Consider the following 22,188-nt stretch of genomic DNA (forward strand, 5'->3'; position numbering starts at 1 on the left):
TACCCTAGCCAACGAAGATGAGTGCCAGACCGTCGAAGAATCCGATCACCCGGCGCACGTTCAATTCGGCGGTCGCCCTGGCGTCGATGGCCGTCGCCGCCCCTTTCGTCCACACCCGCCGCGCCAGGGCCCGGGAATCGGCCGATGTCATCGTCATTGGAGCCGGCCTGTCCGGTCTGAACGCGGCCTGGATACTCAGCGAGGCCGGCGCTGACGTTCTGGTGCTCGAAGGAAGCAATCGGATTGGCGGCCGCGTATGGTCGGCCGACGAAAAATGGGTAACGAACGCGGGCGAGGTGCCGATCGAGCTTGGGGCCTCGCAAGTGGGTCCTTCATATGCCCGCGTCCTTTACGCGATCGATCGTCTCAAGCTCCCGACGCTGGACGAGGACCGGACGGTGTTGCCGTTCGCCTATCACCTGGACGGCACGCTGATCAAGGGGTCGGAATGGCCCGACTCTCCGCACAACAGGACGGTCGGCGACGAGCGCGAAGTCCCCGCCGTTCAGTTCGCCGCGGCCATGCTGGCCCGGCTCAATCCGCTGAACGAACTGGACGACTGGCTGGACCCGCGATTCAGCGACCATGACGTGTCCATTCATGACCTGCTTGCGCGCCACGGCGTGTCGGAAGGCGGCATCCGGCTGGCCGGGCACCAGTCAGACCTTCACGGCGTTTCCGCGCTGCGCCTGTTCCAGGAGCAGACCCGGGGTTCGTTCGAGCAGCGGTTCGGTGGCGCGCTCGGCGAGGACGGCCAACCCCTTGAACACTGGCCGAAGAACCTTGCCGGCGGGACCGTCGCCCTCCCTTTGGCCATGGCCGGACAGTTGCCGCGGGAAGTGCGTCTGGGGCAGCAGGTCACGGCGATCGAAGTCGAGCCGGACGCCGTGGACGTGCGCACGCTGGACGGCGGCCGGTACCGCGCCAGGTTCGCCGTTGCCGCAACGCCGTTCACGGTGTTGCGGGATGTTTCCATCTGGCCCCGCCCGCCCGAACCGCAGTTCGAGGCCATCAGGCGGCTCAACTACGCGGAAACCACACGCGCGTTCTGCCGGATCAGGGAACCCTTCTGGCAGGAGGACGGCTACGAGCCTTCGCTGTTTTCCGACGGGGCCGTGCGGATGTTCTGGACGATCGACAATCACAGGGGCGAAGGAGAGTACCGGGGCATGTTCGTGCTGACCAACGCCGCGGGCAAGCAGGTCGCCGCGCGCCCGCCGGAGAGCGCCGTTCGCTTCCTGATCGAAGAGATGGAACGGATCCGGCCCGCATCGCGCGGCCGGATCGAGATCCTTCGCTACCACTCCTGGGAACGCCAGCCGCTGCAACGCGGCTGCAGCCCGATGTTCGCCCCCGGGCAGGTCACGGCGTTCGCGAACGAGATGATCCTGCCGCACGGCCGCCTGCACTTCGCCGGCGAACATACCCGGCGGCTGGATTACGGAATGGAAGCGGCCATGGAAGCGGGAGAACGGGCGGCCCTCGAGATCCTCGATCGGATATAGAGCGGTATCCGGCACGCTTGTTGCCGGATAATTGGCGTCATGAATGCGGGGGGCCAGGCATGATCGGCGTTCCCGGCTGCCGGAAGTTCGCGGTCCTGTCGACCGTGGTTGCGCTTCTTGCACCGTCGGCGGCGTTTGCGCAGGACACGGCGCCCTCCGGGCCCGGCGAAACCGTGATCGAGGAAATCGTGGTGGTGGGTTCGCTCATCAAGCGCCGCGTCGTCTATGAGGGACGCGCGCCGGTGCAGACGCTGGACGCGGAGTTGTTCGAGTCGGTAGGCGCCTCCCAGGCGGTGGACATTCTCGGAAGCCTGACCGCCAACACCGGCTCGTATCTCGCCACGCAGCAGAACTATCTGCAGGGCGTTGCGCAATTCAGCCTGCGCGGCGTGGGGCTGTCTTCCACGCTCACGCTGATCAATGGACGCAGGGCCGGGTTCGCGCCGGTTTCCAACGACGTGGGACAGAGTTTCTTCGATATCAACTCGCTGCCCGTGCTGCTGATCGAACGCGTCGAGATACTGCGCGACGGTGCTTCGGCCACCTACGGCTCGCAGGCGGTGGCGGGTGTCGCCAACATCGTTACCCGCAAGGGCTTTACCGGGCTGGAGATCACCGGCGGTTATCGATCCGCCAGCAACACGGCATACGACCTGGCTTTCGCCGCGGGTCTTGAGGCGCCACGCGGCCATGTCAGTCTTTACGGAGCCTGGCTCAGGCAGGACGAGAATTTTCGCACCGAGTTCGACTGGCTGATCCCCAGGACCGTGGACCCGGACGGTGACGGGGACATTGTGGAAGGATCGTTCGATTCGGGCCGGGGATCGCCCGGCAGCTTCCGGCGCGCCGTGGCCAATGTGGACGGCACCTATTCCCCGTATCAGGTCGGTGGCCTCGACACGCCCCGTTTCCCCGACCCCGATTGCCGGGCCGGAGGAGGCTATCCGAGCGGTTCGCTGTGCCGGATGGATTTCTCCGATCAACGAACAATGATCGCCGCCGAGCAGCGGGCCCAGTTTTTCGCCGACGCCGAGTTCGAGCTGGCCGGCGGGGCCACGCTATTCTCGGAAATCGGCTATTCGGTCAACGAGGTGACGGACCGCGTGGGCAACATGCTGCTGTTCCGGGGCAACGTCGAGCGCACCAACGAGTTCTTCGTGCCCGCCAACCACCCCTTCAACTTCTGGACCGACCCGGACGACGATGGCGTTCTTGCCTATGTCCCGCCGTCGGACTGGAATCCCGAGGTGCACGAGGCGGTGCCGCTCGGTTATTTCGGCCGGCCGCTGGGCGCGGAGGCGGCCGGCGAAAACTCCGGCGACGAATTGCGCAAGTTCGACAATCTCAGGGCGATGATCGGCCTCGATGCCGAATTGCCCGGCGGTTGGACGGGGCAGGGATACCTTGCGCGGGCGCAGACGGATTTGTCCGTGAATTCGGAACGCCACTGGGTGGCGGACGAGTTTGCCCGGGTCGTGGCTGAGGGGCTGTGGAATCCTTTCGGCACGCGCCTGGTCGCGCCGGACCTGGTCACGCCCAAGACCGTGGCCGGCGACGGGCTGGCGCCGGCGCTGGCCGGCAGGCGCGCCGCCAACGAACCGGAGGTCCTGCAGCAGTTTCACAGCGTCCGGATGGAGACTGCGGAGAGCGTTCAGGATGTGGTGGAGTTCGTGGCTTCGGGCGACCTGTTCGAGTGGCGCGGCCGGCCGGTATCGCTGGCCGCCGGCGCCCACTACCGCCATCTGCATTATTCGTATCGGCCTGACCCGCTGAACGCCTCCGGTGAAGGTCCGCGGGAAATTCGCGACTTTCCCCGGGACGCGGACCAGCACGTATGGGCGGTATTCGCCGAGAGCCTGCTCTGGTTCGGCGACCGTGCGGAATTGCAGCTCGCCGCCCGTCACGAGCGCTACGATCAGGCCGGCAACACCACCGACCCGAAGATCGCCGCGCAGTTCTTCGCCAACGACTGGCTTTCGCTGCGCGCGTCCTGGGGCACATCCTTTCAGGCGCCCAGCGTGTTCCAGGCGGCCGGCAACATCAGTTCGCGCACGCTTACCGATCCCTTCCGATTCGACGGCCAGGGCGTCGGGCAATGCACGATCGGACCGTCGGGGGAAATCCTGAATCGCGGCGACAACTTCGCCCTCGCCACGGTGCTGCGCGGAGGGGGGCTCAAGCCCCAGACGGCGCGGTCGGCCAACTTCGGCCTGCTGTTGCGGCCCCTGGACAATTTCGCCGTGAGCCTGGATTTCTGGACGCTGGACTACCGCAGCGTCATTGCCCAAAGGCGCAGCTTTCAGGCGATCGTGGACGATGACTGTCGCGACGACGGCCGGCCCAACGACCCCCGGGTGCAACGCGATTCCTCGGGGCAGCTCAGCGTGGTGACCACCGATTACGAGAACGTCGGGGCGGTACGCAGCCGGGGCCTGGATGCCAACGCCTACTACGACCTTGCATCGTCCGTGGGGGATTTCCGCATCAGCGCCGACGCCACCCTTTTGACCCGATTCGACGTGAATTCGGCCGGCGAGGGCTTTGTGGACCAGCTCGGCAACCGTAACGACACCAACGGCTTCGCACCCACTCCCGAGTTGCGGCTCAATCTCGGTCTCGCCTGGCGCCGCGGACCGCACTCAGCCGGCCTGACCGTGCGCTACGTGGATTCGTACAAGAACGACGAAGTCGCGTCCCTGCCGAAAATCTCCTCGTGGACGACGCTGGACGTGAACTACAGTTTTGACCTGGACAGCCTGTTCGGCGGCGAGGCCACGTTCTTCGTGGGCGCCCGAAACCTCACCGACGAGGATCCGCCGCCCTTACCCAGCGGCCGCGAGGGTGTTCACCGCTACAACCTGCGCCCGGGTTACGACGGGTTCGTGCATGACATCAAGGGCCGCACGCTCTACGTCCGCTTCCGCTATCGCCCCTGGGGCTGAACTCCCCGTTCCGGTCCGATCAGTCCGCTATCCATGCGAGGACCATGTCCCTGAGCGCAACAATTCCGATGACGTTGCGCTCCCGGTCCACCACGAGCGCCCGGCGCAAGCCCAGGTTCGTCAGGTGACGGACCGCGTACCGGACCAGCATAGTGGCGGGGAGCGACACGACCGGTTTCGTCATCACCTCGTACACGTGAACGCGATCCGGAGCGCGATTCCGTGCAATGACCTCTCGGGCGATACCTTGTATATCGATCAATCCGGCTTCGTCGTCCGCGTCGCGGCGGTTGACGACCAGCGACGTAATCGAGTGGCTGCGCATCAGCGCGGCTGCGTCCGACACCGTGGCCAGCCCATCGATGCTCCTGACGTCGCCGATCATCACCTCGCTTACGCGAAGATTACGTTTGTCGGTGTTCATAGTTCCTCCTCCACCTCTTTCATCAGTGTCGGCAACTGGGTGCTCATGCCGACCGCGTCCTCGATGGCGATCTGAAACGCGACGCCGGCGCCCGGGTCGGTTTCAAAGCGCCCGGCGTCACGAATGCGTTCCAGTATTTCCCTTGCCCTTGCTTCCGCCACCAGGAACAGCAAAACGTCCCTCATGGACGTTAGTTCAAGCCCGAGGAAAGTCTTTTCGGGCTTTAGTCCTTCTCCGCGCACGCTGGTGATCACGGTCGCGCCCGTTGCACCGGCTTCGCGCGCGGCATCGATGATGGCGGCGGTCTTTTCGTCCGGAACCAGGGCGACAATGAGCTTCATGTACATCGCTTGGTGCTCCTATTCTGCTTTTGGGCCGCGCAGGCGCGCGATGGCGGACACCGCCATCGAGTAGGCGAGCACGGACATGATGGGAAAAACGCTGGCGAACGCGATCAGGCCGAAGCCGTCGATCAGGGGACTTCGACCGGGCACCGTGGCGGCCAGTCCGAGTCCCAGCGCGGCCAGCACCGGTACCGTCACGGTGGATGTGGTGACGCCGCCGCTGTCATATGCCAACGGGATGATGTTTCGGCCGGAACGAAAGGTCTGCACGATCACGACGGCGTAAGCGGCGATGATGTACCAGGGCAGAGGCGTGCCGGTCACGATCCGCAGGCAGCCCAGCGCCACGCCGACGGCCACTCCCACAGCCACGGCCACTCGCAGCCCGTTGGCGGCTATCGAGCCCCCGGAAACTTCTTCCGCCTTGAGCGATACGGCGATCAGCGAAGGTTCCGCCACGGTCGTGGCGAAACCGATTGCCGCGGCGAACGCGTAGACCATGAGGTAGTCGTCCCAATGGACCACGGCGGACGCCGCGCCCTCGAGCGCAGCGGAAGTGAGTTGCACGGCCATGGTTTCCCCGATCGGGAACAACGCTTCCTCCAGGCCCACCAGAAACAGCGTGAGGCCCAGCAGTACAAACACGAAGCCCAGTGCGATCCGGCCCGGATTCGGCGCCGGCCGTCGCAACACAGCCGCCTGAAAGAGAAACAGAATGGCGACGATGGGCGCAACGTCCAACAGGGTGCCCAGCCCGGTTTGCAGCAGTATCGTCACGAATTCCATTACAGCACCATGCCGTATGCGAGCACGAAAATCATCGGTGTGAGACTGGCGAACGCGATCAGGCCGAAACCGTCCAGCATCGGATCGCGGCCCTTGATCGACGACGCCAAGCCCACGCCAAGCGCCGTGACCAGCGGCACCGTGATGGTGCTTGTGGTCACGCCGCCCGAGTCGTATGCCACGCCGATAATCTCATCCGGTGCGAACAGCGTCATGAGCGTGACCAGCGCATAGCCGCCGATGATCAGGTAATGCAGCGGCCATCCCCTGAGAATGCGCAGCACGCCCAGCACGATCGCGAGGCCCACGGAAAAGGCGACTACCATGCGCAGCCGAAAGGCGTACGTGTTGCGCGCTTCCTCGCTGCCGGCGATTGCGCCCGCCTCGGCGGCTACCTCGGCGGCCTTGTCGCCCACCGCAATCAGGGCCGGTTCCGCCACCGTGGTCCCGAAGCCGAGGCAGAAGGCAAAGGCCAGGAGCGCGGCCGCGCTGCCCTTGTGAGCGAACGCGCGGGCAATCGCTTCTCCCAATGGAAACAGTCCCAGCTCCAGCCCCTGAACGAAAAGCGCCAGCCCCAACACGACGCACACGAGCCCCAGCGCCACGCCGGCCAGGTCGGGGAATGGCTGCCGGATCACGGCGACCTGGAAGAATGCGATTACGAGAATGATCGGCGCCAGGTCGCGCAACGCATCGGCGAGCCGTCGCCAGAGCGCCGTCAGTGCCGTGTGAAGCGGATTCCCGAACCGCATCCCTCAATGCAGCCTTTTCGATGCTCCGATCCTGGAAAACGCCCTGGTGGCGGGGCCGGTTGTGAGCGAACCGCTCAGCCCATCTTCATTGTTTCGAAGAACGCCTTGTTGCGCTTGGTGTCGCGCATCTTGTCGATCAGGAATTCGGCGGCCGCAAGTTCGTCCATGGGATGCAGGAGCTTGCGCAGCACCCAGATCTTCTGGATTTCGTCATCCGCGGTAATCAGGTCTTCGCGCCGCGTGCCGGAGCGGTTGATGTTGATGGCGGGGAAGACGCGCTTCTCGGAAATCCGCCGGTCCAGGTGAATCTCCGAGTTGCCGGTGCCCTTGAATTCCTCGTAAATCACCTCGTCCATCTTCGAGCCGGTGTCCACGAGCGCTGTGGCGAGGATGGTGAGGCTGCCGCCTTCCTCGATCTTGCGCGCTGCGCCGAAAAAACGCTTGGGACGCTGCAGGGCGGTGGCTTCGACACCGCCGGAGAGCACACGGCCGGATGAAGGCGTGACCGTGTTGTAGGCGCGCGCCAGCCTCGTAATCGAGTCCAGCAGGATCACGACGTCGCGGCGGTGTTCGGCCAGCCGGCGGGCCTTGTGCAGGACCATCTCGGCTACCTGCACGTGCCGTGTGGCCGGTTCGTCGAAGGTGCTGGACACCACTTCGCCACGCACCGTGCGCTGCATTTCCGTTACTTCCTCCGGACGCTCGTCGATCAGCAGGACGATCAGAAAGGTTTCCGGGTAGTTCGCCGCAATCGACTGGGCGATGTTCTGCAGCAGCATGGTCTTTCCGGCCTTGGGTGGCGAAACGATCAGACCGCGCTGTCCCTTGCCCACGGGAGCGGCCATGTCGATGATGCGCGAGGTCAGGTCCTCGGTGCTGCCGTTGCCCTGTTCGAGCGTGTAGCGTTCCTGCGGAAACAGCGGCGTGAGGTTTTCGAAAAGCACCTTGCCCTGGGAATTTGCCGGCGCTTCGAAATTGATCTTGTGCACTTTCAGGAGTGCGAAGTAGCGTTCGTTATCCAGCGGCGGCCGCACCAATGCCGCCAGGGTGTCGCCGGTACGCAAGTTGAATCGGCGGATCTGACCCGGCGCCACATAGATGTCGTCCGGCCCCGCAAGGTATGACTCGTCGGCCGAACGCAGGAAGCCGAAACCGTCCTGGAGTATTTCCAGAACGCCTTCGGCGTAGATGGACGCGCCCTCGTTGGCGTGTGCCTTGAGGACCGAAAAGATGATGTCCTGTTTGCGGGCCCGGGACAGGCTTTCCAGCCCCAGTTCGCGTCCCTGCTCCAGCACCTTGGCGACCGGCAGCTTCTTGAACTCGCCCAGCTTGAGCACGTGGCCGAGCTTTTCCAGTTGCTCGTCGGTGATCGTTTCCTCGGCCGTGAAGACGCCCACGTCGTCGTGTTGGCGGCCGTCCCGGCGCCGGCCTCGCGGTGCAGCGTTGGGGTTGCGGGGCCGCGGCCGTCGACCGCGCTGTCTTCCCGGGTTTCCGGCGTAATTTCTCACAGTTTTTCTTCCAGCATCCTCGTGATCTGTTGCCGCGGCTGCGCCCCGACAACCTGCATTTCCACCTGCCCGTTCTTGAACAGGATCAGCGTGGGAATGCTGCGGACGTTGTATCGGAAGGCGGTCTGCTGGGCCTCATCGACGTTGAGTTTGACCACCTGCATCCGGCCTTCGTATTCGTCCGCAATCTGCTCCAGGACGGGCGCGATCATCTTGCAGGGGCCGCACCACTCGGCCCAGAAATCAACCAGTACCGGCAATTCACTGTTCAGCACGTCGGCCTGGAAACTGTCTTCCGCTACCTGGGTAACGCTCATATCGGGGTCTCCTCAAGAGGCATGTGGAGAAGAAAAATATCGACGAAGCCCCTCGCCTCGCCTGAAAAAAATCGTCGGCCCGCGTCGGTAATCTGCGAATGGTTCGAAAACGGCTGCGCCGGCTTGGAAAGGCGACGCGCCCCCGAACGATCTCGGGCGTGGCGGTCATTCTACATGAAAACTTGCGCGCCGGGTTGGCGCCTCACCTGGCTGGGCGCCAGTGCCGCACCTGGCTGGAGACGGCACTAAAATACGCAGCGTCGAAAAAGTCCGCACATTGTCCGAAGAAACCGTTTATTTCGAATCGCTGGAGCTGCCGCCGGCCTTGCGCGCTGGAATAAAGCGCGCCGGGTTCGAGACACTGACACCGATACAGGCCCGCACCCTGCCCTTGCTGATGGCCGGACGGGACGTGGCCGGACAGGCTCAGACCGGTACCGGCAAGACCGCCGCGTTTCTGCTGGCGCTGTTCGACCGGCTGCTCGGAAATCCGTCGCCGAAACGGAGCAAGACTTCGGCCCCGCGCGCGGTCGTGCTGGCGCCTACACGCGAACTGGCGCAGCAGATCGAGCGCGACGCGAGCCTGCTCGGAGGCGCCACTGGGCTGAGCATGATGGTCGTGTACGGCGGAGCGGCGTACAAGTCGCAGCGGGAACGCCTGGGCCGCGGCGTGGACGTGCTGATCGGCACGCCCGGGCGGCTGCTCGACTACTACCGCCAGGGCGTGTTTTCCCTGCATGCCGTGGAAGTGATCGTGATCGACGAGGCGGACCGCATGTACGACCTCGGCTTCATCCGCGACATCCGCTACGTGATGCGCCGCCTGCCGCCGCGAGAGAAGCGCCTGAGCATGCTGTTTTCCGCCACCCTGGGGTACCTGGTTCTGGAGTTGGCGACACAGCACCTGAACCAACCGGAAATCGTGCGGATCGAGCCGGACAAGAAGGTGGTCGACGAAGTGGAGCAATGGCTTTACTACCCGTCCAGCGAGGAAAAGGCGCCGCTTCTGGCCGCGCTCTTGTCGCGAAAGGAGGTGGAGCGCAGCATGGTCTTCGTCAACACGCGCAGGGAGGCCGACCACTTGGCCCGCTGGCTGGACAAGTGGGCCGGCACCGCGCAGGCGATTTCCGGCGACGTGCCGCAGACCAAGCGCATGCGCATGCTCAAGCACTTTCACGACGGCGAGCTTCCGGTGCTGGTCGCCACCGACGTCGCATCCAGGGGCCTGCACGTGCCCGACGTGAGCCACGTCTTCAACTACGACCTGCCGCAGAACCCGGAGGACTACGTGCATCGAATCGGGCGAACGGCGCGGGCCGGCGAGATGGGTCACGCGGTGAGCTTTGCCTGCGAGCACTATGCCTATTCGCTGCCGGAAATCGAGACCTTCATCGGCCACTCGATTGAGCGAATGCCGATCGACCAGGACATGCTGGCGCCGTACATGCAGGCGCCGTCCCCAAGGGCATACCGCCGCAAGTCCCGGCACACGGGCGGCCGCGGACGCCGCCGCTAGACCATTCATGAGTTCCGCGCGAGCGCCGGACCTGGCCGGCCTGATTGGGCCTGTCACCGGACTGGCCTGCGAAGCCGGTCGGCGCATCCTCGAGCTGTTCCGCTCGGATGTGCTGGGCGTGGACTACAAGCTGGACCGCACGCCGGTCACCGAAGCCGACCAGGCCGCGCACGATCACATCGTTGCCGGCCTCGAGCGCCTGACGCCGGGTATTCCGGTACTGTCGGAGGAGTCCGGCGCCGAACAGCATGCCAGGGAGCGCTCGGGATGGGACTGGCATTGGCTGGTCGATCCGCTCGACGGCACCCGCGAGTTCATTCGCGGCGGCGAGGAATTCACCGTGAACATCGCGCTGATCCGCGGCAAAGCTCCGGTACTCGGGGTCGTGGACGCTCCGGCCAAGGGGGTCGTTTTCTTCGGTCATGAGGGCGGCGGCGCTCATTCCCGCACGGCGGATTCCGATACTCCCTCGCCGATTTCCGTCCGGCAACCTCCCGCCCAACCCCTGCGCGTGCTTGCCAGCCGCTCGCATGCCGGCTCGGCGCTGGAGCTTTACATCGGCGCGCTTGGATTAACGCACCGGCGGGCCATCTCCAGTTCGCTGAAGTTCTGTCTGATCGCGCGCGGCGAAGCGGACGTCTATCCGCGCATGTGGCCCATTTCGGAATGGGATACGGCCGCCGGGCAAGCCGTGCTTGAGTGCGCGGGCGGCGCCGTATTCGACTTGCGGGGCAGGCGGCTGCGTTACGGCAAGGACTCGATCAGCGTTCCGCCGTTCATCGCCTGCGGCGACCCCGCACAGGACTGGCTCGACTACCTTCCGTAGCCTTCGCTCCCGGGTCAGTCGGCCCAGGCCAGGACGTCGGGGATGTAGCGTTCGGCTTCGGCGAGGTAGGCGGGCGTGAGTTCGTGAAATCCGTGGGTCTTGCGCCCGACCGCGTGCCAGACGGCGTGGCCCGCCTGTTCGGGCATCGCAAGAAAGCGTTGCCATGGCGCCAGGTATACGGAAGAAAAGACCGCCTCCACGCGGCTGGGTCCCGGGTCGTTCAGCGCCGGCACACTCACTACTGTCGTGCCGTATTCGGCCAGCGGTATGGGACGTTCCTCCGGATAGTCCCGCGAACCCACCATCAGCAGCTTGTCGCCGCTGCGCACCCAGCTCAGGTCCAGCGCCTCGGGATCGCCTCCGGCCGCCGGCCGTTCGGTAATGCGTCCCTGTTCGTCCGGTTCCAGAATCATGTGCGAACCGATCACATTGGGTTCCACCTGGTTCATCTCGCCGGTAAACGGATTGTGGTATTCCTTGCCGTTCAGGATCTCGCCCGTTTCGGGATCCTTGAAAACGGTCATCACCTTCGACCAGATTTCATAGCGGTTCTCATCCAGCCGTTCCACGCGCTTGGTCTCGCAGCCCTCGGCGGCAAACAGCACGCGCGGATTCTCGTCCGGCGTCACCGCCACGTAAACGCCGCTCCACCACCAGGGCGAAACGCCGCCGTTCAGATCCGCGCGCACCCGAACGAAATTTCGGAACAGGCTCTCGGGGGTGGCGCTCCATGCGTCGCTCAGGTCTTGAGAGGCGGAGTCTTCGCCCACGGCGGGGTCGTCGTTGTTTCCCGGATTGCCGGGGGCGCAGGCTACCGCCAGGCCGCTCAGCGCCAGGGCCGACACTCCAAGCAGGTCCCGGCGGTTCAATTCGCGATTCGATTCGGGCATGGACGTTTCCTCTGTTTCGAATGGGCCTTATAGTAGCGCGGCGCGAACGAGATGCTTGATGCACGAACGGGCCCCATTCCATATCAAGGCGCTGCACGGGTTCACCGGATCGGTGGGGAACCTCGTGTTCGTGGTGTTCGAACTGTTCGTGCTTTTCTTTTACCAGCGCGTGGTGGGCCTGGACGGACGTCTTGTCGGGCTGGCCATTTTCATCAGCCTGGTGGTGGACGCCCTGACCGATCCCGTCATCGGTGATTGGTCCGACCGTCTGCGGGCCAGGTTCGGACGCAGGCACACGATGATGTTCGGTTCGGTGCTGCCGATGGGACTGTTCTTCTTCCTGCAGTTCACCCCGCCGGCGGGCCTTTCGCAGCAGGGCCTGTTCCTGTGGCTGCTGGTCATGTCCGTCGGCGCACGCGTAATGTTGACCTTCTTCGACGCTCCGGCGGCGGCGGTTACGGCCGAGGTGGCCGTCCGCCCGGCCGACCGGGCTGAAATGGGCATTTATCGCCAGGTGGCGGGACTGGTTGCCTACCTGGGCGTCCTCTACCTTGCCTTCAGCGTTTTCTTCAGCGCCACCGAATCGTTTCCGGTGGGCCAGGAAAACCCCGCCGCCTACGCGCCGTTCGGCGCCGCTGCCGCCATCGCGCTGATGGTGTTCATGATCGTGGCGTCGGCCGGAACCTACCGGCACATCCGGCGCTTTGAAGACAGCCTGCCGCCGCCTTCCAGGACCCGGTTCGACTGGATGAAGACGCTTCGGTCCTGGGGCGAGCTGATCCTCCAGGTGCGCAATACGCGGGCGCTCTTCTGGGGGCTGCTGCTGGCCACGACCATGGGCTCCTGCTTCCGTTCGCTGAACCTGCATTTCGGCCCGTATCTCTGGGGGCTGACCACGGAGCAGATGCAGGCCTGGCAGCAAGCGGTGCCCTACGGGATGCTGGCTGCCGCCGTCGGCGCGCGGTTCATCGTTACGCGGACCGAGCCGAAATATCTCTATCTGACGGGCTATACGATCCTGCTCACGTCCTATGTGGCGCCGTTGTTTCTGACCCTGCTGGGATTGCTGCCCGAATTCGGGAGCGGCGCGCTCGCCGGCGTCCTGTTCGGTTTTCAGTTGGCGGCCGGCCTCGGTGCGGGCCTGCTGATGATCTGCTCGCTGATCATGTTCGCCGAAACCACCGACGAGTACCGGTTCGTGCGCAACGTTTCGCGCACCGCGCTGATCCTGGGTTTGATCACTTTCGGCAACAAGCTCGCCAGCGGCCTGGGCAAGGTGGTTTCGGGCTGGATCCTCGAGTGGGTGGGCTTCCCGGACGTGAAGTCGGGCGTGGAGGTGACTCCCCAGGTGGCGAGCGACCTTGCGCTGTACGCCGGAGTGTTCTGTGCAATCGCCGGTCTGGCCGGGCTGGCGGTCCTGTCCACTTTTCGCCTGACAAGGGCCCGCCATGCCGAAATAGTCGCCGGCCTGCGCGAGCGGGACGGGATGATGCAGACCGAGGCGTCGTCGGGATAAAAGACCTTGCCGACTCTTACGCCGGAACAGGCCCAGCGGGCCGCCGAGCGCCTCGACGAGGCGGAAAGGACCAGGCGCCAGATGGCTCCGCTGAGCTTCGATTATCCGGAGATGGACCTGGTGGACGCGCACGCCGTGCAGGACGCCTGGATCCGCATGAAGGTGGCCCGCGGAGCAAGGATCCGGGGACGAAAGGTGGGATTGACATCCAAAGCGATGCAGCGGGCCATGAACATCGGCGAGCCGGACTACGGCACGCTGCTGGACGATATGTTCTTCGGCAACGGAGCGGAAATTGAAGCGGCCGGCTTTCTTGATCCGCGGGTGGAAGTGGAGATCGCGTTCGTGCTGAGCAGGCCGCTTGCGGGTGAGAGCGTTACGGTAGAGGAGGTGCTGGCGGCCACCGAGGCCGTGTATCCGTCGCTGGAGTTGATCGCGGCGCGCAGCTACCGGGTCGATCCGGCAACCGGGCGCACCCGAACGGTGATCGACACCATCGCCGACAACGCGGCTTCCGCCGGCGTGGTCCTGGGCGCCAGGGGCTTCGAACCGGGCGAAGTGGATCTTCCCTGGTCCGGCGGGATTCTCTACCGCAACGGTGAAGTGGAGGAAACCGGTCTGGCGGCCGGGATCATGGGTCACCCGGCCAACGGCGTGGGCTGGCTGGCGCGCCGGTTTGCGGCGCACGGCATCGCCTTGCAGGCGGGCGACGTAATCCTGAGCGGATCGTTCACGCAGCCGGTCGCGGCACGCGCCGGCGATGATTTTCTGGCAGACTTCGGCCCGCTTGGCCGGATAGGCTGCCGATTCATATAGAGCAGGAAGATGAAATTACCGGAAAACCGATTCAAGCGCGCGCTGAGCGAAGATGGCGTGCAATTCGGCCTGTGGCTGGCCCTCGCGTCGCCGGTGGCCGCGGAACTGTGCGCATGCGTCGGCTTCGACTGGCTGCTTGTCGATGGCGAGCATGGAGCCGACGATTTTCGCTCCACATATTCGCAATTGCAGGCCATCGAGGGTACCGGGACGCCGGCCATCGTGCGGCTGGCGGACGACGATCCGGTCCGGATCAAGCGCTACCTGGACATGGGCGTGCAGTCCCTGCTGATACCGATGGTGGACACGGCCGAGCAGGCGGAGAGGCTGGCGGCAGCCGTGCGCTATCCGCCGCGCGGAATCCGCGGCCTGGCCACCTCGATTACCCGCGCCTCGCGCTGGACTCAAATCGAGGATTACGCCCGCCACGCCGACGAACAGATCTGCCTGATCGTGCAGGCGGAAACCGTCACCGCGCTGGACAACCTCAAGGCCATCGCGGCGGTGGACGGCGTGGATTCGGTTTTCGTCGGTCCGTCCGACCTGTCGGCATCCATGGGTTACCTGGGCCAGCCGGGTCATCCGGAGGTGCAGGCGGCGATCGCCCAGGCCCTGCGGGATATTGCCGCCTCGGGCAAGGCCCCGGGAACCCTGGCCGGCTCTCCGGAAGCGGTTCGCACGCACACGGCCAACGGCGTGAAGTTCCTGGGCATAGGGAGCGATACCGCCCTGCTGGTCGGCGGCTCCAGGGGTCTGCTGAATTCAGTCGCAGGCTGACAGAAACAGCCTGAACAGGACCCGGATTTCTTCCAGCGCTTCGGTCAGCGAGTGGCCGGCGCGCAGAAGATGCAGGCGCGCCTTGTTGGCGCGCGCGAACTCGATGCTCCATTGAAGAGGAACGATGTCGTCCTCCCAGCCATGGACCAACAGCGCCGGCGCCGTTACGGTCTTCTCAAGTGGAGGCCAGTCCGGAACGGCCAGGGCGGGCGCCATCAGGAACAGCCCGGCGGCGGGCTGCTGCTGAGCCGCGGCCACGGCCACATAGCCGCCCATGCTGCTGCCCACCAGCAGGATCTCATCGTCTGATTCGCGCATCCGCGCAACCAGTTTCGCGGCCCTTTCCGCAGGATTGGGCATACCCCGGTAGTCGATCGAATCCACATCCAGGCCGGCGTCGCGGGCATCCTGTGCGAGCGCCGTGATCTTGGTTCCCCAGGGGCCGCTCTCCTGGCCGTGTGAAAACAGAACGATGCGGCGCTGGCTCACCCGCACTCGGCCGGCGTTTCGGGCAGGCGGTCGCGGTCGAAGAACTCCCGCAGCATGGCGCCGGCAATCGGGGTGTGCGCATCCAGAAACCCATGCCCCCAGCCGGGCAGGTTGACCATCCCGCCGTTCCCGATCAATTTGGGCGCGCGCAGGCTCTGCTTCCAGAGATCGTCTTCGGGGTTCAGGACCAGCAGCGGGACCTTCAGGGACGGCATCCTTTCCCACAGGGGATAGTTGAAGGCGGCGCGATGGCCCCACCAGTACTTGTCGCCACCGCGCAGCGATTCGGTGAAGATGGCCGCGGACTTTTCAAGCGAGTGGTGCTGCATATGCCAGCGGACGAATCCCTTCCAGCGTCTGACCAGGTGCGATCCGTCCTCCGCGATCGGCTTGGCGGCGTAGAGGCTCCTGTGCTCGTCGAGTTCCTCTTTGGTGAACAGTGGCGCCGAGATCATCACGACGTGACGTACCTGCTCGGGCCGCCGCAACCCCAGTTCGACCGCCGTCTTCGAGCCCGTGTGGTAGCCCACGAGGTCGATTTCCTCCAGACCCAGTTGTTCCACGATCGCCTCCATGGCGTCGGCGTAGTCCTCGATCTCCGGCGGCTCGTCCGGCGCGTCCGAAGCGCCGAAACCCGGCGTATCGGGCGCCACGGCAATCCGATCGCGTCCCAATTCCTCAAGAAGGCTCTCGTACACCAGGCCGGAATTCGGGCTCATGTGAAAGCACAGCACCGCACGGCCTGCGGCGGCCGCTTCGGGTTGGGCCACGCGCAGGTGCACCTGCCCGTGGGGTCCATCAACGTAAATCTTGCGAATCATCTTTCCTTGTCCTAGCGGGAATCCATAGGGGTTTCGCTGTCCACGACGCGCCGCGCCGGTCCGGCTATCAGCGGGTCGGGGCCGCGAATCACCGAGCGGTTCTTGTCGGGATAGGGCAGCCTCACGAGCAATTGCTGCAGTGCCGCGATGCGGGCGCGCTTCTTGTCGTCGGACTTGATCACCGTCCACGGCGCATCGGCGGTATCCGTATAGAAGAACATCGCCTCCTTGGCTTCCGTGTAGGCGTCCCACTTGTCCAGCGAAGCCACATCGACCGGGGAAATCTTCCACTGTTTCAGGGGGTCGGTTCGACGGCTGTCGAAACGGCGGGCCTGTTCTTCTTCCGAGACCGAGAAGTAGAACTTGAACAGGTGAATGCCGCTGTTGACCAGCATTCGTTCCAGATTGGGGCATTGGCGCATGAACTCGAGATACTCCGCGCGCGTGCAAAATCCCAGCACGCGCTCCACGCCCGCGCGGTTGTACCAGGAGCGGTCGAACAGCACGATTTCACCCGCCGCGGGAAGGTGTTCGATGTAGCGCTGGAAGTACCACTGGCCCCGTTCCCGGTCGTTGGGCTTCTCCAGTGCGACAACGCGCGCGCCGCGCGGGTTCAGATGTTCCATGAAGCGCTTGATCGTTCCGCCCTTGCCGGCGGCGTCGCGCCCCTCGAACAAAATCAGCACCTTAGCGCCCGACTCCTTGATCCAGCGTTGGGCCTTCAGCAATTCGACCTGCAGCGAGGCCTTGTTTTGTTCATATACCTTGCGCCCCATCTTGTCGGTATAGGGATAGACGCCCTCCTGGAACACCCGCTTGATTGCGTCGGGGGAGTGCGGTGTGCGCGGCAGGCCGAGGTCCGCCTGCGCTGCGCCCGCCGTGTCCTCAGCAGCGGCGCGCTGCGGTTTTTCGCCTGGTTTGCGGGCGGGCTGATCGCGCCCGTTGCCCTTTGCGCCGACCTCCCGGCTCATGACCTACCTCTGACGAGTACGGTCGGCCGATTATAGAAGACCGGGCGCCGCAAGCCCGCACCGGTCCGCTGCAATCCGCAAACGGAGCGGACTCCTGGGATACGATTCGGTGTTGAGCGAATAGAGCGTGAGGCAAGGGAATTGAACGGGTTGACCGCGAGGCTTCGGGCGTTGTTGTCGGGTGCGGCGCTGCTTGCGGTGCACGCCTGGGCCCAGCCGAGCCTGGATGACTTCCGCTCCCCGGAAGCTCCCTGCCATGACCGCAGCCGCGGTCCGCAGACCGCGGTGGTCGATACCCACGTGCACTTCCGGCCGTTCGGCGGGCCTGCCGTTTCTTTTGAAGACATGATCGATTTTCTGGATCGATCGGGGGTTCGGTTCGCCAACGTATACGGCATCGGGCAGATGCTGCCGGTGGGCTCGCCGTGCACCTACTACCTCGATTGCCCGGGCGTTCCGGTGCTGCCCACGCTAAAGAACGACTTCGTGAACGCGGCGAACTTCGTATCAAACCGGCCGGAGAACGTGCACCTGACCCTGTCCATGACCTTTCCCGATCTTGCGCGTCCCGAAACGGTGCTCGCCCGGATGGAACTGCTCGACCGGGAGTTTCCCGGCGTGTTCCGCTGGATGGGGGAGGTCAACCTGGTGAAGCAGGCTTTGTTTGCGAATGCGCACCGGGCGGTCCCGCTTGAATCTATCGCAGCCTGGGAGCCCTTCATGAAGAGGCTGCGGGAACGCAACATTCCGTTTGCGGTCCATTCGGACCTGGGCCACGATGGCCAGCCCTTGCAATATCTTCCCTGGATCGAGGAAGTGCTCAGACTGTATCCGGACAATCCGATCGTGTGGATGCACCTGGGCCTGTCGCGCGAACTGACCCGGATCGACCCGGCACTGCATCTTGGAGTGTTGCACCGGTTGCTCGATCGCTATCCTGCGCTGATGGTGGACATTTCCTGGCGGGTCATCCACGACAATGTCTTTTCGCAACGCGAATTACGGGCCGCTTACCTGCCGTTCATCGAGGAGTATTCCACCCGCATCCTCCCGGGTTCGGATTTTCTGGCTTCGGCGGACAAGAGTTTCGATATCTATTCGGAGGAACTGCGTCTTACCGGCGATATCCTGGCCGACCTGAGCGACGAGGCGTTCCGCAATATCGCGCTGGGTGAAAACTATTTTCGCCTGCTCGGGCTCGACTACAGCGCGCCCGCAATCTGCCCGGCCGGTCCGTCCGCGGATAGAGACCCGCATGCAAGTCTTGATCGCCGTGACTAGCAGCTTGCGGTCGCGCGCGTGGTGGCTGGGCCTGGCGCTGGCCGTTGCGGTTGCGCTCCTGGCCGGCTACTCGGCCGAATGGATCGGCGAGTCGGTGTTCGGCCTGGACAGGAGCCCGGTAAGCGCGATCATGCTGGCCATCATTCTCGGCATGGTCCTCTCCAACTCGCTGAACCTCGCGCCGCTTGCCTCGGACGGTCTCAAGTTCTGTTCCACGACTGTTCTGCGCATCGGCATCGCCCTGCTCGGAATTCGCCTGAGTCTGCTGAGCGCCGGCAAGTTCACGCTGGTGGCGCTGCCCTTCGTGGTCCTGGCGATAGCCGCCGGCATGACGGTTGTGGGTTTTCTGGGTCGGCGACTGGGACTGTCGCGGAGGCTGGGGGGATTGATCGCCATCGGGACCAGCATATGCGGCGCCAGCGCCATCGTGGCGACCGCACCGTTGATACGGGCCAGGGAATCCGAAGTCAGCTACGCGATCGCCTGCATAACGGTTTTCGGAATTGCCGCGATGTTCGTCTACCCGATATTGGCGCACGGTTTCTTTGAAAATCGACCTGAGCTCGCCGGCTTGTTTCTCGGCACGTCGATACATGAGACGGCGCAGGTGGCGGGCGCCGGAATGATGTACCAGGCCCAGTACGACGCGCCGGTGGCGCTCGATATCGCGACAGTGACCAAGCTTGTCCGCAACCTGTGCATGATTGCGATGATCCCCCTGGCGGGCATGCTTTTCGGCGCCGAACGCGGGGCGGGCGGCCCACGGACTGCGGGAGACTACCTGAGAATGGTGCCCTGGTTCGTGGTGGGATTCGCGGTCTTTTCGGCGCTGCGGACCGCGGGTGACGCGGGGGACCAGGCGTTTGGCTTTCTCGACCCGAACAGCTGGTCGCAAGTCGTGTCCCTGCTACGCAGCGCAGCCGAAATCTGCCTGCTTGTGGCAATGGCCGCAGTCGGCCTGAACTCCAGCTTCGCCGGAATTCGCAGTATCGGATTGCGGCCCTTCCTTCTCGGTCTGTTCGCAGCCGCGGCGGTGGGCGGGGTCAGCTTCCTGATGATCTCGCTGTTCGCGCCGGCGCTGCTGAACATGACCGGCAACTGATCCGGCGGGACAGGCAATCCGCTGTTGGGACCGGGCGGCGGTCCGCTGGTGCCGGCAGTTGGATCGCGCCCCGGCCGGCGACGGGGAATCAGGCGTTCAGATCCGGAATCTGTTCACTCTCCAGGCGCGTGATCATGTCCTTCAGGCGCAGCTTGCGCTTCTTCATACGTTTCAGCATGAATTGATCGGCGCTCGCGTGTTTTGACATTTCCGCGATGGCTAGATCCAGATCCCTGTGCTCGTCCCTGAGTTGCTTGATTCTTTCCCGATTGGCAAAAACCTGTGTTTCGACGTTTGAATTCATCTGGCCTTGAATGCAATGGCGCAGGCACCCCGAAATCCGCTCCCGGTTTCCTGCCCCGCCTACCCTGCATTGTAGCGCGCCGCCGCCCACTTGCAACGCCGCCCACCTCCTGACCGTGCTTCCTCGCCCTTCTTTCGTCCCCCTCCTCGTTGGAGACGCCATCCTGGCTCGATTCTCGCTATCCCTGCTCCAACGCTCCCACGAGGACGGGGGCGAAAAAAGGGCTTTAGCCGGCGCTGCCAGTGGAACCGGGAGGGTTGCGGGGGGTTAAACTCGCTCGGCTATGGTGGAGGCTGTATTGCGATTGGGACGGGGAATGGCGCTGTGCGCGCTGGCGGTCTTGCCAGCGGGCGGAGCCTTCGCGGATACGCTGTCCGACGTGCTGGAGCGGGGCATGCTGCGTTGCGCCGTCATCGAAGCCAGTCCCGGCTTCAGCTCCATCGACGCCAACGGCCGAAGGTACGGCTTCGACATCGACAACTGCAGAACGGTGGCGGCCGCGGTCCTGGGCGACGCCGATGCGATCGAGTATGTGCCCATCAACCCCAATACCGCGTTTACCACTTTGCAATCCGGTGGCGTGGACGTTTTCCCCGGAGGCGCCACCTGGACTTTCCTGCGCGACACTTCAATGGGGCTGGATTACACCGGCACCTACCTGTACGCGGGGCAGGGTTTCGTGGTGCGCCGCGCATCCGGTGTATCGAGCGTTACGGACCTGGAAGGCGCCACGATCTGCGTGGCCCAGGGTACGACCAACGAACAGAACCTGGCGGACTTTTTCCGCGCCCGCCGCATGAAGTATTCGATCGTCACGTTCGCCGACGTGGAGCGCGGCCTCAACGCCTACCTGGCGGACCGTTGCGACGCCTTTACGACCGAGGTGTTCTCGCTGGCCGGGCGGATCGTGGCGCTGAGGAATCCCGGCGAGCATCGGATTCTGGGCGACGTGATTTCCAAGGAGCCGTTCTCCGGCCTGGTGCGGCAGGGAGATCCGCGCTGGCGCGACATCGTGTTCTGGGCCTTCAACTCGCGCGTGGCTGCGGAAGAGTTCGGCCTGACCATGAGCACCGTGGAGGAAATGCGGGCGACAACCGAAGATGCCGAGATTCGCCGGTTTCTCGGGGTGGAGGGCGGCTTCGGCCGGCAGCTGGGCTTGCGCGAGGACTGGGCCTACCAGATCGTCGCCCAGGTTGGCAATTACGGCGAAGTCTTCGCCCGGCATTTCGAGCCCCTGGGGCTTGAGCGCGGGCTCAACGCGCTGTGGCGCGACGGCGGACTCATGATCGCCATGCCGTATCGGTAGGCGCCGGTCCGGCTTTCCGGGCGAACTGGTGCGCAAGAATTCCGCCTTCTGGCTGCAGTGCCTGCTGGGCCTGGCGCTCGTGGCGCTTGTCGTCCTGGTGTTCCGCACTACCCAGTCCAACCTGGAACTGCTGGGAGTCCAGTCCGGCTTCGATTTCCTGTGGAAGAAAGCCGGTTTCTCGATTTCGCAGCACCTGATTCCGTACACCGAGGACTCGCCGATCTGGGTCGCGCTGGCCGTGGCAATCCTCAATACCCTGTTACTCGCGGTGTTCTGCATCTTCCTCGCCAGCCTGCTGGGTCTGTTCGTGGGCATCGGCAGGCTGTCTTCGAACTGGCTGGTTTCCAGGCTGTCGCTGGCCTATCTGGAAGTGTTCCGCAACATTCCGGTGCTGCTGCAGATCTTCTTCTGGTATTACGTCGCACTGCGCGCCCTGCCGTCACTGGAGTCCAGCATCTTCATCTCCGACTACCTGGTGCTGAACAACCGCGGCCTCTATTTCCCGTTCATCGAGTTCGCCAACGGTTTTTCCATCAATCCGCCTGTAATGGGACGTTTCGCGTACGAAGGCGGTTTCTACCTGATGCCGGAGTTCCTTGCGCTGTGGATCGGCCTTTCCCTGTACAACGGGAGCTATATCTCGGAGATCGTCCGGTCGGGCTTTCAGTCCGTGGCGCGTGGTCAATGGGAAGCGGGGACCGCGCTGGGGCTGAAGCCGGCTACCGTCCTGCGCCGGGTGGCCTTCCCGCAGGCATTGCGGGCCGTCTTGCCGCCGCTTACGACGGTGTACATGAACATGTTCAAGGCGACCTCTCTGGCGGCCGCGATCGCCTATCCGGAAATCGTCTCCGTGTTCGTGGGCACGGTCAACAACCTGGCCGGCCGGCCGGTGGAAGTGATGGCCGTTTCTCTGGTCTTCTATGCCGGCGTCAGCTTCCTGGTGGCCTGGCTCATGGGCCGCTGGAACAAGCGGGTAACGTTGCGTGGCCAGTGAA

Annotated in this window: 22 protein-coding genes; 11 read left to right on the forward strand and 11 right to left on the reverse strand. The window is 64.4% G+C overall.

Annotated elements, in window-relative coordinates; translation table 11 throughout:
* Positions 1-17: 17 nt before the first annotated feature.
* Complete coding sequence (locus tag F4036_09835) at positions 18-1,505, forward strand: NAD(P)-binding protein (GenBank protein MYK38041.1); 1,488 nt, start codon at positions 18-20, stop codon at positions 1,503-1,505.
* A 59-nt stretch (positions 1,506-1,564) separates the two neighbouring features.
* Positions 1,565-4,447 (forward strand): TonB-dependent receptor, encoded by a 2,883-nt coding sequence (locus F4036_09840; protein ID MYK38042.1) that lies wholly within the window; start codon positions 1,565-1,567, stop codon positions 4,445-4,447.
* 19 nt (positions 4,448-4,466) lie between these two features.
* Here the strand turns inward: F4036_09840 and F4036_09845 are convergent, their stop codons facing one another.
* The 6 genes from F4036_09845 to trxA all read right to left on the reverse strand — a co-directional run bounded on the left by F4036_09845 (position 4,467) and on the right by trxA (position 8,578).
* A complete protein-coding gene (locus tag F4036_09845; protein MYK38043.1) occupies positions 4,467-4,871 on the reverse strand; it encodes a CBS domain-containing protein in 405 nt (134 codons plus the stop codon).
* On the reverse strand, positions 4,868-5,218 hold the full coding sequence (locus tag F4036_09850) for a P-II family nitrogen regulator (GenBank protein ID MYK38044.1): 351 nt from the start codon (positions 5,216-5,218) through the stop codon (positions 4,868-4,870). Before F4036_09850 ends, F4036_09845 begins: the two co-directional genes overlap by 4 nt.
* 12 nt (positions 5,219-5,230) lie before the next feature.
* Positions 5,231-6,001, reverse strand: a complete 771-nt coding sequence (locus tag F4036_09855; GenBank protein MYK38045.1) for a DUF1538 domain-containing protein — start codon at positions 5,999-6,001, stop codon at positions 5,231-5,233.
* Positions 6,001-6,753 carry a DUF1538 domain-containing protein gene (locus tag F4036_09860; protein ID MYK38046.1) on the reverse strand — a complete coding sequence of 251 codons (753 nt, stop codon included), beginning with the start codon at positions 6,751-6,753 and terminating at the stop codon, positions 6,001-6,003. Before F4036_09860 ends, F4036_09855 begins: the two co-directional genes overlap by 1 nt.
* Positions 6,754-6,827: 74 nt before the next feature.
* Positions 6,828-8,090 carry a transcription termination factor Rho gene (locus F4036_09865; protein MYK38047.1) on the reverse strand — a complete coding sequence of 421 codons (1,263 nt, stop codon included), beginning with the start codon at positions 8,088-8,090 and terminating at the stop codon, positions 6,828-6,830.
* Positions 8,091-8,257: 167 nt separating this feature from the next.
* Entirely contained in the window at positions 8,258-8,578 is a 321-nt protein-coding gene (gene trxA / locus F4036_09870) for a thioredoxin (GenBank protein ID MYK38048.1), read from the reverse strand.
* Between the two features lie 397 nt (positions 8,579-8,975).
* Between trxA and F4036_09875 the strand changes: the two genes are divergently transcribed.
* Together F4036_09875 and cysQ are read left to right on the forward strand one after the other, a co-directional pair.
* Positions 8,976-10,094 (forward strand): DEAD/DEAH box helicase, encoded by a 1,119-nt coding sequence (locus tag F4036_09875; GenBank protein MYK38049.1) that lies wholly within the window; start codon positions 8,976-8,978, stop codon positions 10,092-10,094.
* A gap of 7 nt (positions 10,095-10,101) precedes the next feature.
* Entirely contained in the window at positions 10,102-10,920 is an 819-nt protein-coding gene (gene cysQ / locus F4036_09880) for a 3'(2'),5'-bisphosphate nucleotidase CysQ (protein MYK38050.1), read from the forward strand.
* Between the two features lie 14 nt (positions 10,921-10,934).
* On the opposite strand, the gene F4036_09885 is transcribed toward cysQ, so the two are convergent.
* Positions 10,935-11,810, reverse strand: a complete 876-nt coding sequence (locus F4036_09885; protein MYK38051.1) for a DUF1838 domain-containing protein — start codon at positions 11,808-11,810, stop codon at positions 10,935-10,937.
* On the opposite strand from F4036_09885, the gene F4036_09890 reads away from it, so the two are divergent.
* From F4036_09890 to F4036_09900, 3 genes are read left to right on the forward strand one after another with little or no spacing between them, the layout of a single operon-like run.
* On the forward strand, positions 11,809-13,326 hold the full coding sequence (locus F4036_09890) for a hypothetical protein (protein MYK38052.1): 1,518 nt from the start codon (positions 11,809-11,811) through the stop codon (positions 13,324-13,326). The genes F4036_09885 and F4036_09890 overlap by 2 nt on opposite strands.
* A 6-nt stretch (positions 13,327-13,332) precedes the next feature.
* A complete protein-coding gene (hpaH, locus tag F4036_09895; GenBank protein MYK38053.1) occupies positions 13,333-14,142 on the forward strand; it encodes a 2-oxo-hepta-3-ene-1,7-dioic acid hydratase in 810 nt (269 codons plus the stop codon).
* Positions 14,143-14,151: 9 nt separating this feature from the next.
* Complete coding sequence (locus F4036_09900; GenBank protein ID MYK38054.1) at positions 14,152-14,919, forward strand: HpcH/HpaI aldolase/citrate lyase family protein; 768 nt, start codon at positions 14,152-14,154, stop codon at positions 14,917-14,919.
* On the opposite strand, the gene F4036_09905 is transcribed toward F4036_09900, so the two are convergent.
* From F4036_09905 to ppk2, 3 genes are read right to left on the reverse strand one after another with little or no spacing between them, the layout of a single operon-like run.
* Complete coding sequence (locus F4036_09905) at positions 14,905-15,393, reverse strand: alpha/beta fold hydrolase (protein MYK38055.1); 489 nt, start codon at positions 15,391-15,393, stop codon at positions 14,905-14,907. The genes F4036_09900 and F4036_09905 overlap by 15 nt on opposite strands.
* A gap of 11 nt (positions 15,394-15,404) precedes the next feature.
* A complete protein-coding gene (locus F4036_09910; GenBank protein ID MYK38056.1) occupies positions 15,405-16,229 on the reverse strand; it encodes an alpha/beta hydrolase in 825 nt (274 codons plus the stop codon).
* Between the two features lie 11 nt (positions 16,230-16,240).
* On the reverse strand, positions 16,241-17,200 hold the full coding sequence (ppk2, locus tag F4036_09915; protein MYK38057.1) for a polyphosphate kinase 2: 960 nt from the start codon (positions 17,198-17,200) through the stop codon (positions 16,241-16,243).
* Positions 17,201-17,350: 150 nt separating this feature from the next.
* Between ppk2 and F4036_09920 the strand changes: the two genes are divergently transcribed.
* Both F4036_09920 and F4036_09925 read left to right on the forward strand, forming a co-directional pair.
* Positions 17,351-18,481, forward strand: coding sequence for an amidohydrolase family protein (locus tag F4036_09920; GenBank protein MYK38058.1), 1,131 nt, complete (start codon positions 17,351-17,353; stop codon positions 18,479-18,481).
* Positions 18,456-19,583 carry a putative sulfate exporter family transporter gene (locus F4036_09925; protein MYK38059.1) on the forward strand — a complete coding sequence of 376 codons (1,128 nt, stop codon included), beginning with the start codon at positions 18,456-18,458 and terminating at the stop codon, positions 19,581-19,583. The genes F4036_09920 and F4036_09925 overlap by 26 nt, the downstream gene beginning before the upstream one ends.
* A gap of 88 nt (positions 19,584-19,671) precedes the next feature.
* Here the strand turns inward: F4036_09925 and F4036_09930 are convergent, their stop codons facing one another.
* Positions 19,672-19,887: a DUF465 domain-containing protein gene (locus tag F4036_09930; GenBank protein MYK38060.1), complete on the reverse strand. Its 216-nt coding sequence runs from the start codon at positions 19,885-19,887 to the stop codon at positions 19,672-19,674.
* A 283-nt stretch (positions 19,888-20,170) separates the two neighbouring features.
* On the opposite strand from F4036_09930, the gene F4036_09935 reads away from it, so the two are divergent.
* Both F4036_09935 and F4036_09940 read left to right on the forward strand, forming a co-directional pair.
* Entirely contained in the window at positions 20,171-21,193 is a 1,023-nt protein-coding gene (locus tag F4036_09935) for an amino acid ABC transporter substrate-binding protein (GenBank protein ID MYK38061.1), read from the forward strand.
* Positions 21,186-22,187, forward strand: a complete 1,002-nt coding sequence (locus F4036_09940) for an ABC transporter permease subunit (GenBank protein ID MYK38062.1) — start codon at positions 21,186-21,188, stop codon at positions 22,185-22,187. The genes F4036_09935 and F4036_09940 overlap by 8 nt, the downstream gene beginning before the upstream one ends.
* Position 22,188: the final 1 nt, after the last annotated feature.

This window comes from Gammaproteobacteria bacterium (genome assembly GCA_009845905.1).
In the GTDB taxonomy this organism is placed as follows: Bacteria; Pseudomonadota; Gammaproteobacteria; order Steroidobacterales; family Foliamicaceae; genus Foliamicus.

Bases quoted from the DNA above. Each gene is read 5' to 3' on its own strand.
- F4036_09935 (MYK38061.1), top strand. From the start codon at position 20,171: ATGGTGGAGGCTGTATTGCGATTGGGACGGGGAATGGCGCTGTGCGCG.
- F4036_09910 (MYK38056.1), bottom strand. From the start codon at position 16,229: ATGATTCGCAAGATTTACGTTGATGGACCCCACGGGCAGGTGCACCTG.
- F4036_09925 (MYK38059.1), top strand. From the start codon at position 18,456: ATGCAAGTCTTGATCGCCGTGACTAGCAGCTTGCGGTCGCGCGCGTGG.
- F4036_09900 (MYK38054.1), top strand. From the start codon at position 14,152: ATGAAATTACCGGAAAACCGATTCAAGCGCGCGCTGAGCGAAGATGGC.
- F4036_09835 (MYK38041.1), top strand. From the start codon at position 18: ATGAGTGCCAGACCGTCGAAGAATCCGATCACCCGGCGCACGTTCAAT.
- F4036_09845 (MYK38043.1), bottom strand. From the start codon at position 4,871: ATGAACACCGACAAACGTAATCTTCGCGTAAGCGAGGTGATGATCGGC.
- F4036_09840 (MYK38042.1), top strand. From the start codon at position 1,565: ATGATCGGCGTTCCCGGCTGCCGGAAGTTCGCGGTCCTGTCGACCGTG.
- F4036_09930 (MYK38060.1), bottom strand. From the start codon at position 19,887: ATGAATTCAAACGTCGAAACACAGGTTTTTGCCAATCGGGAAAGAATC.
- F4036_09850 (MYK38044.1), bottom strand. From the start codon at position 5,218: ATGTACATGAAGCTCATTGTCGCCCTGGTTCCGGACGAAAAGACCGCC.
- trxA (MYK38048.1), bottom strand. From the start codon at position 8,578: ATGAGCGTTACCCAGGTAGCGGAAGACAGTTTCCAGGCCGACGTGCTG.
- F4036_09890 (MYK38052.1), top strand. From the start codon at position 11,809: ATGGACGTTTCCTCTGTTTCGAATGGGCCTTATAGTAGCGCGGCGCGA.
- F4036_09875 (MYK38049.1), top strand. From the start codon at position 8,976: ATGGCCGGACGGGACGTGGCCGGACAGGCTCAGACCGGTACCGGCAAG.
- F4036_09860 (MYK38046.1), bottom strand. From the start codon at position 6,753: ATGCGGTTCGGGAATCCGCTTCACACGGCACTGACGGCGCTCTGGCGA.
- cysQ (MYK38050.1), top strand. From the start codon at position 10,102: ATGAGTTCCGCGCGAGCGCCGGACCTGGCCGGCCTGATTGGGCCTGTC.
- ppk2 (MYK38057.1), bottom strand. From the start codon at position 17,200: ATGAGCCGGGAGGTCGGCGCAAAGGGCAACGGGCGCGATCAGCCCGCC.
- F4036_09855 (MYK38045.1), bottom strand. From the start codon at position 6,001: ATGGAATTCGTGACGATACTGCTGCAAACCGGGCTGGGCACCCTGTTG.
- F4036_09885 (MYK38051.1), bottom strand. From the start codon at position 11,810: ATGCCCGAATCGAATCGCGAATTGAACCGCCGGGACCTGCTTGGAGTG.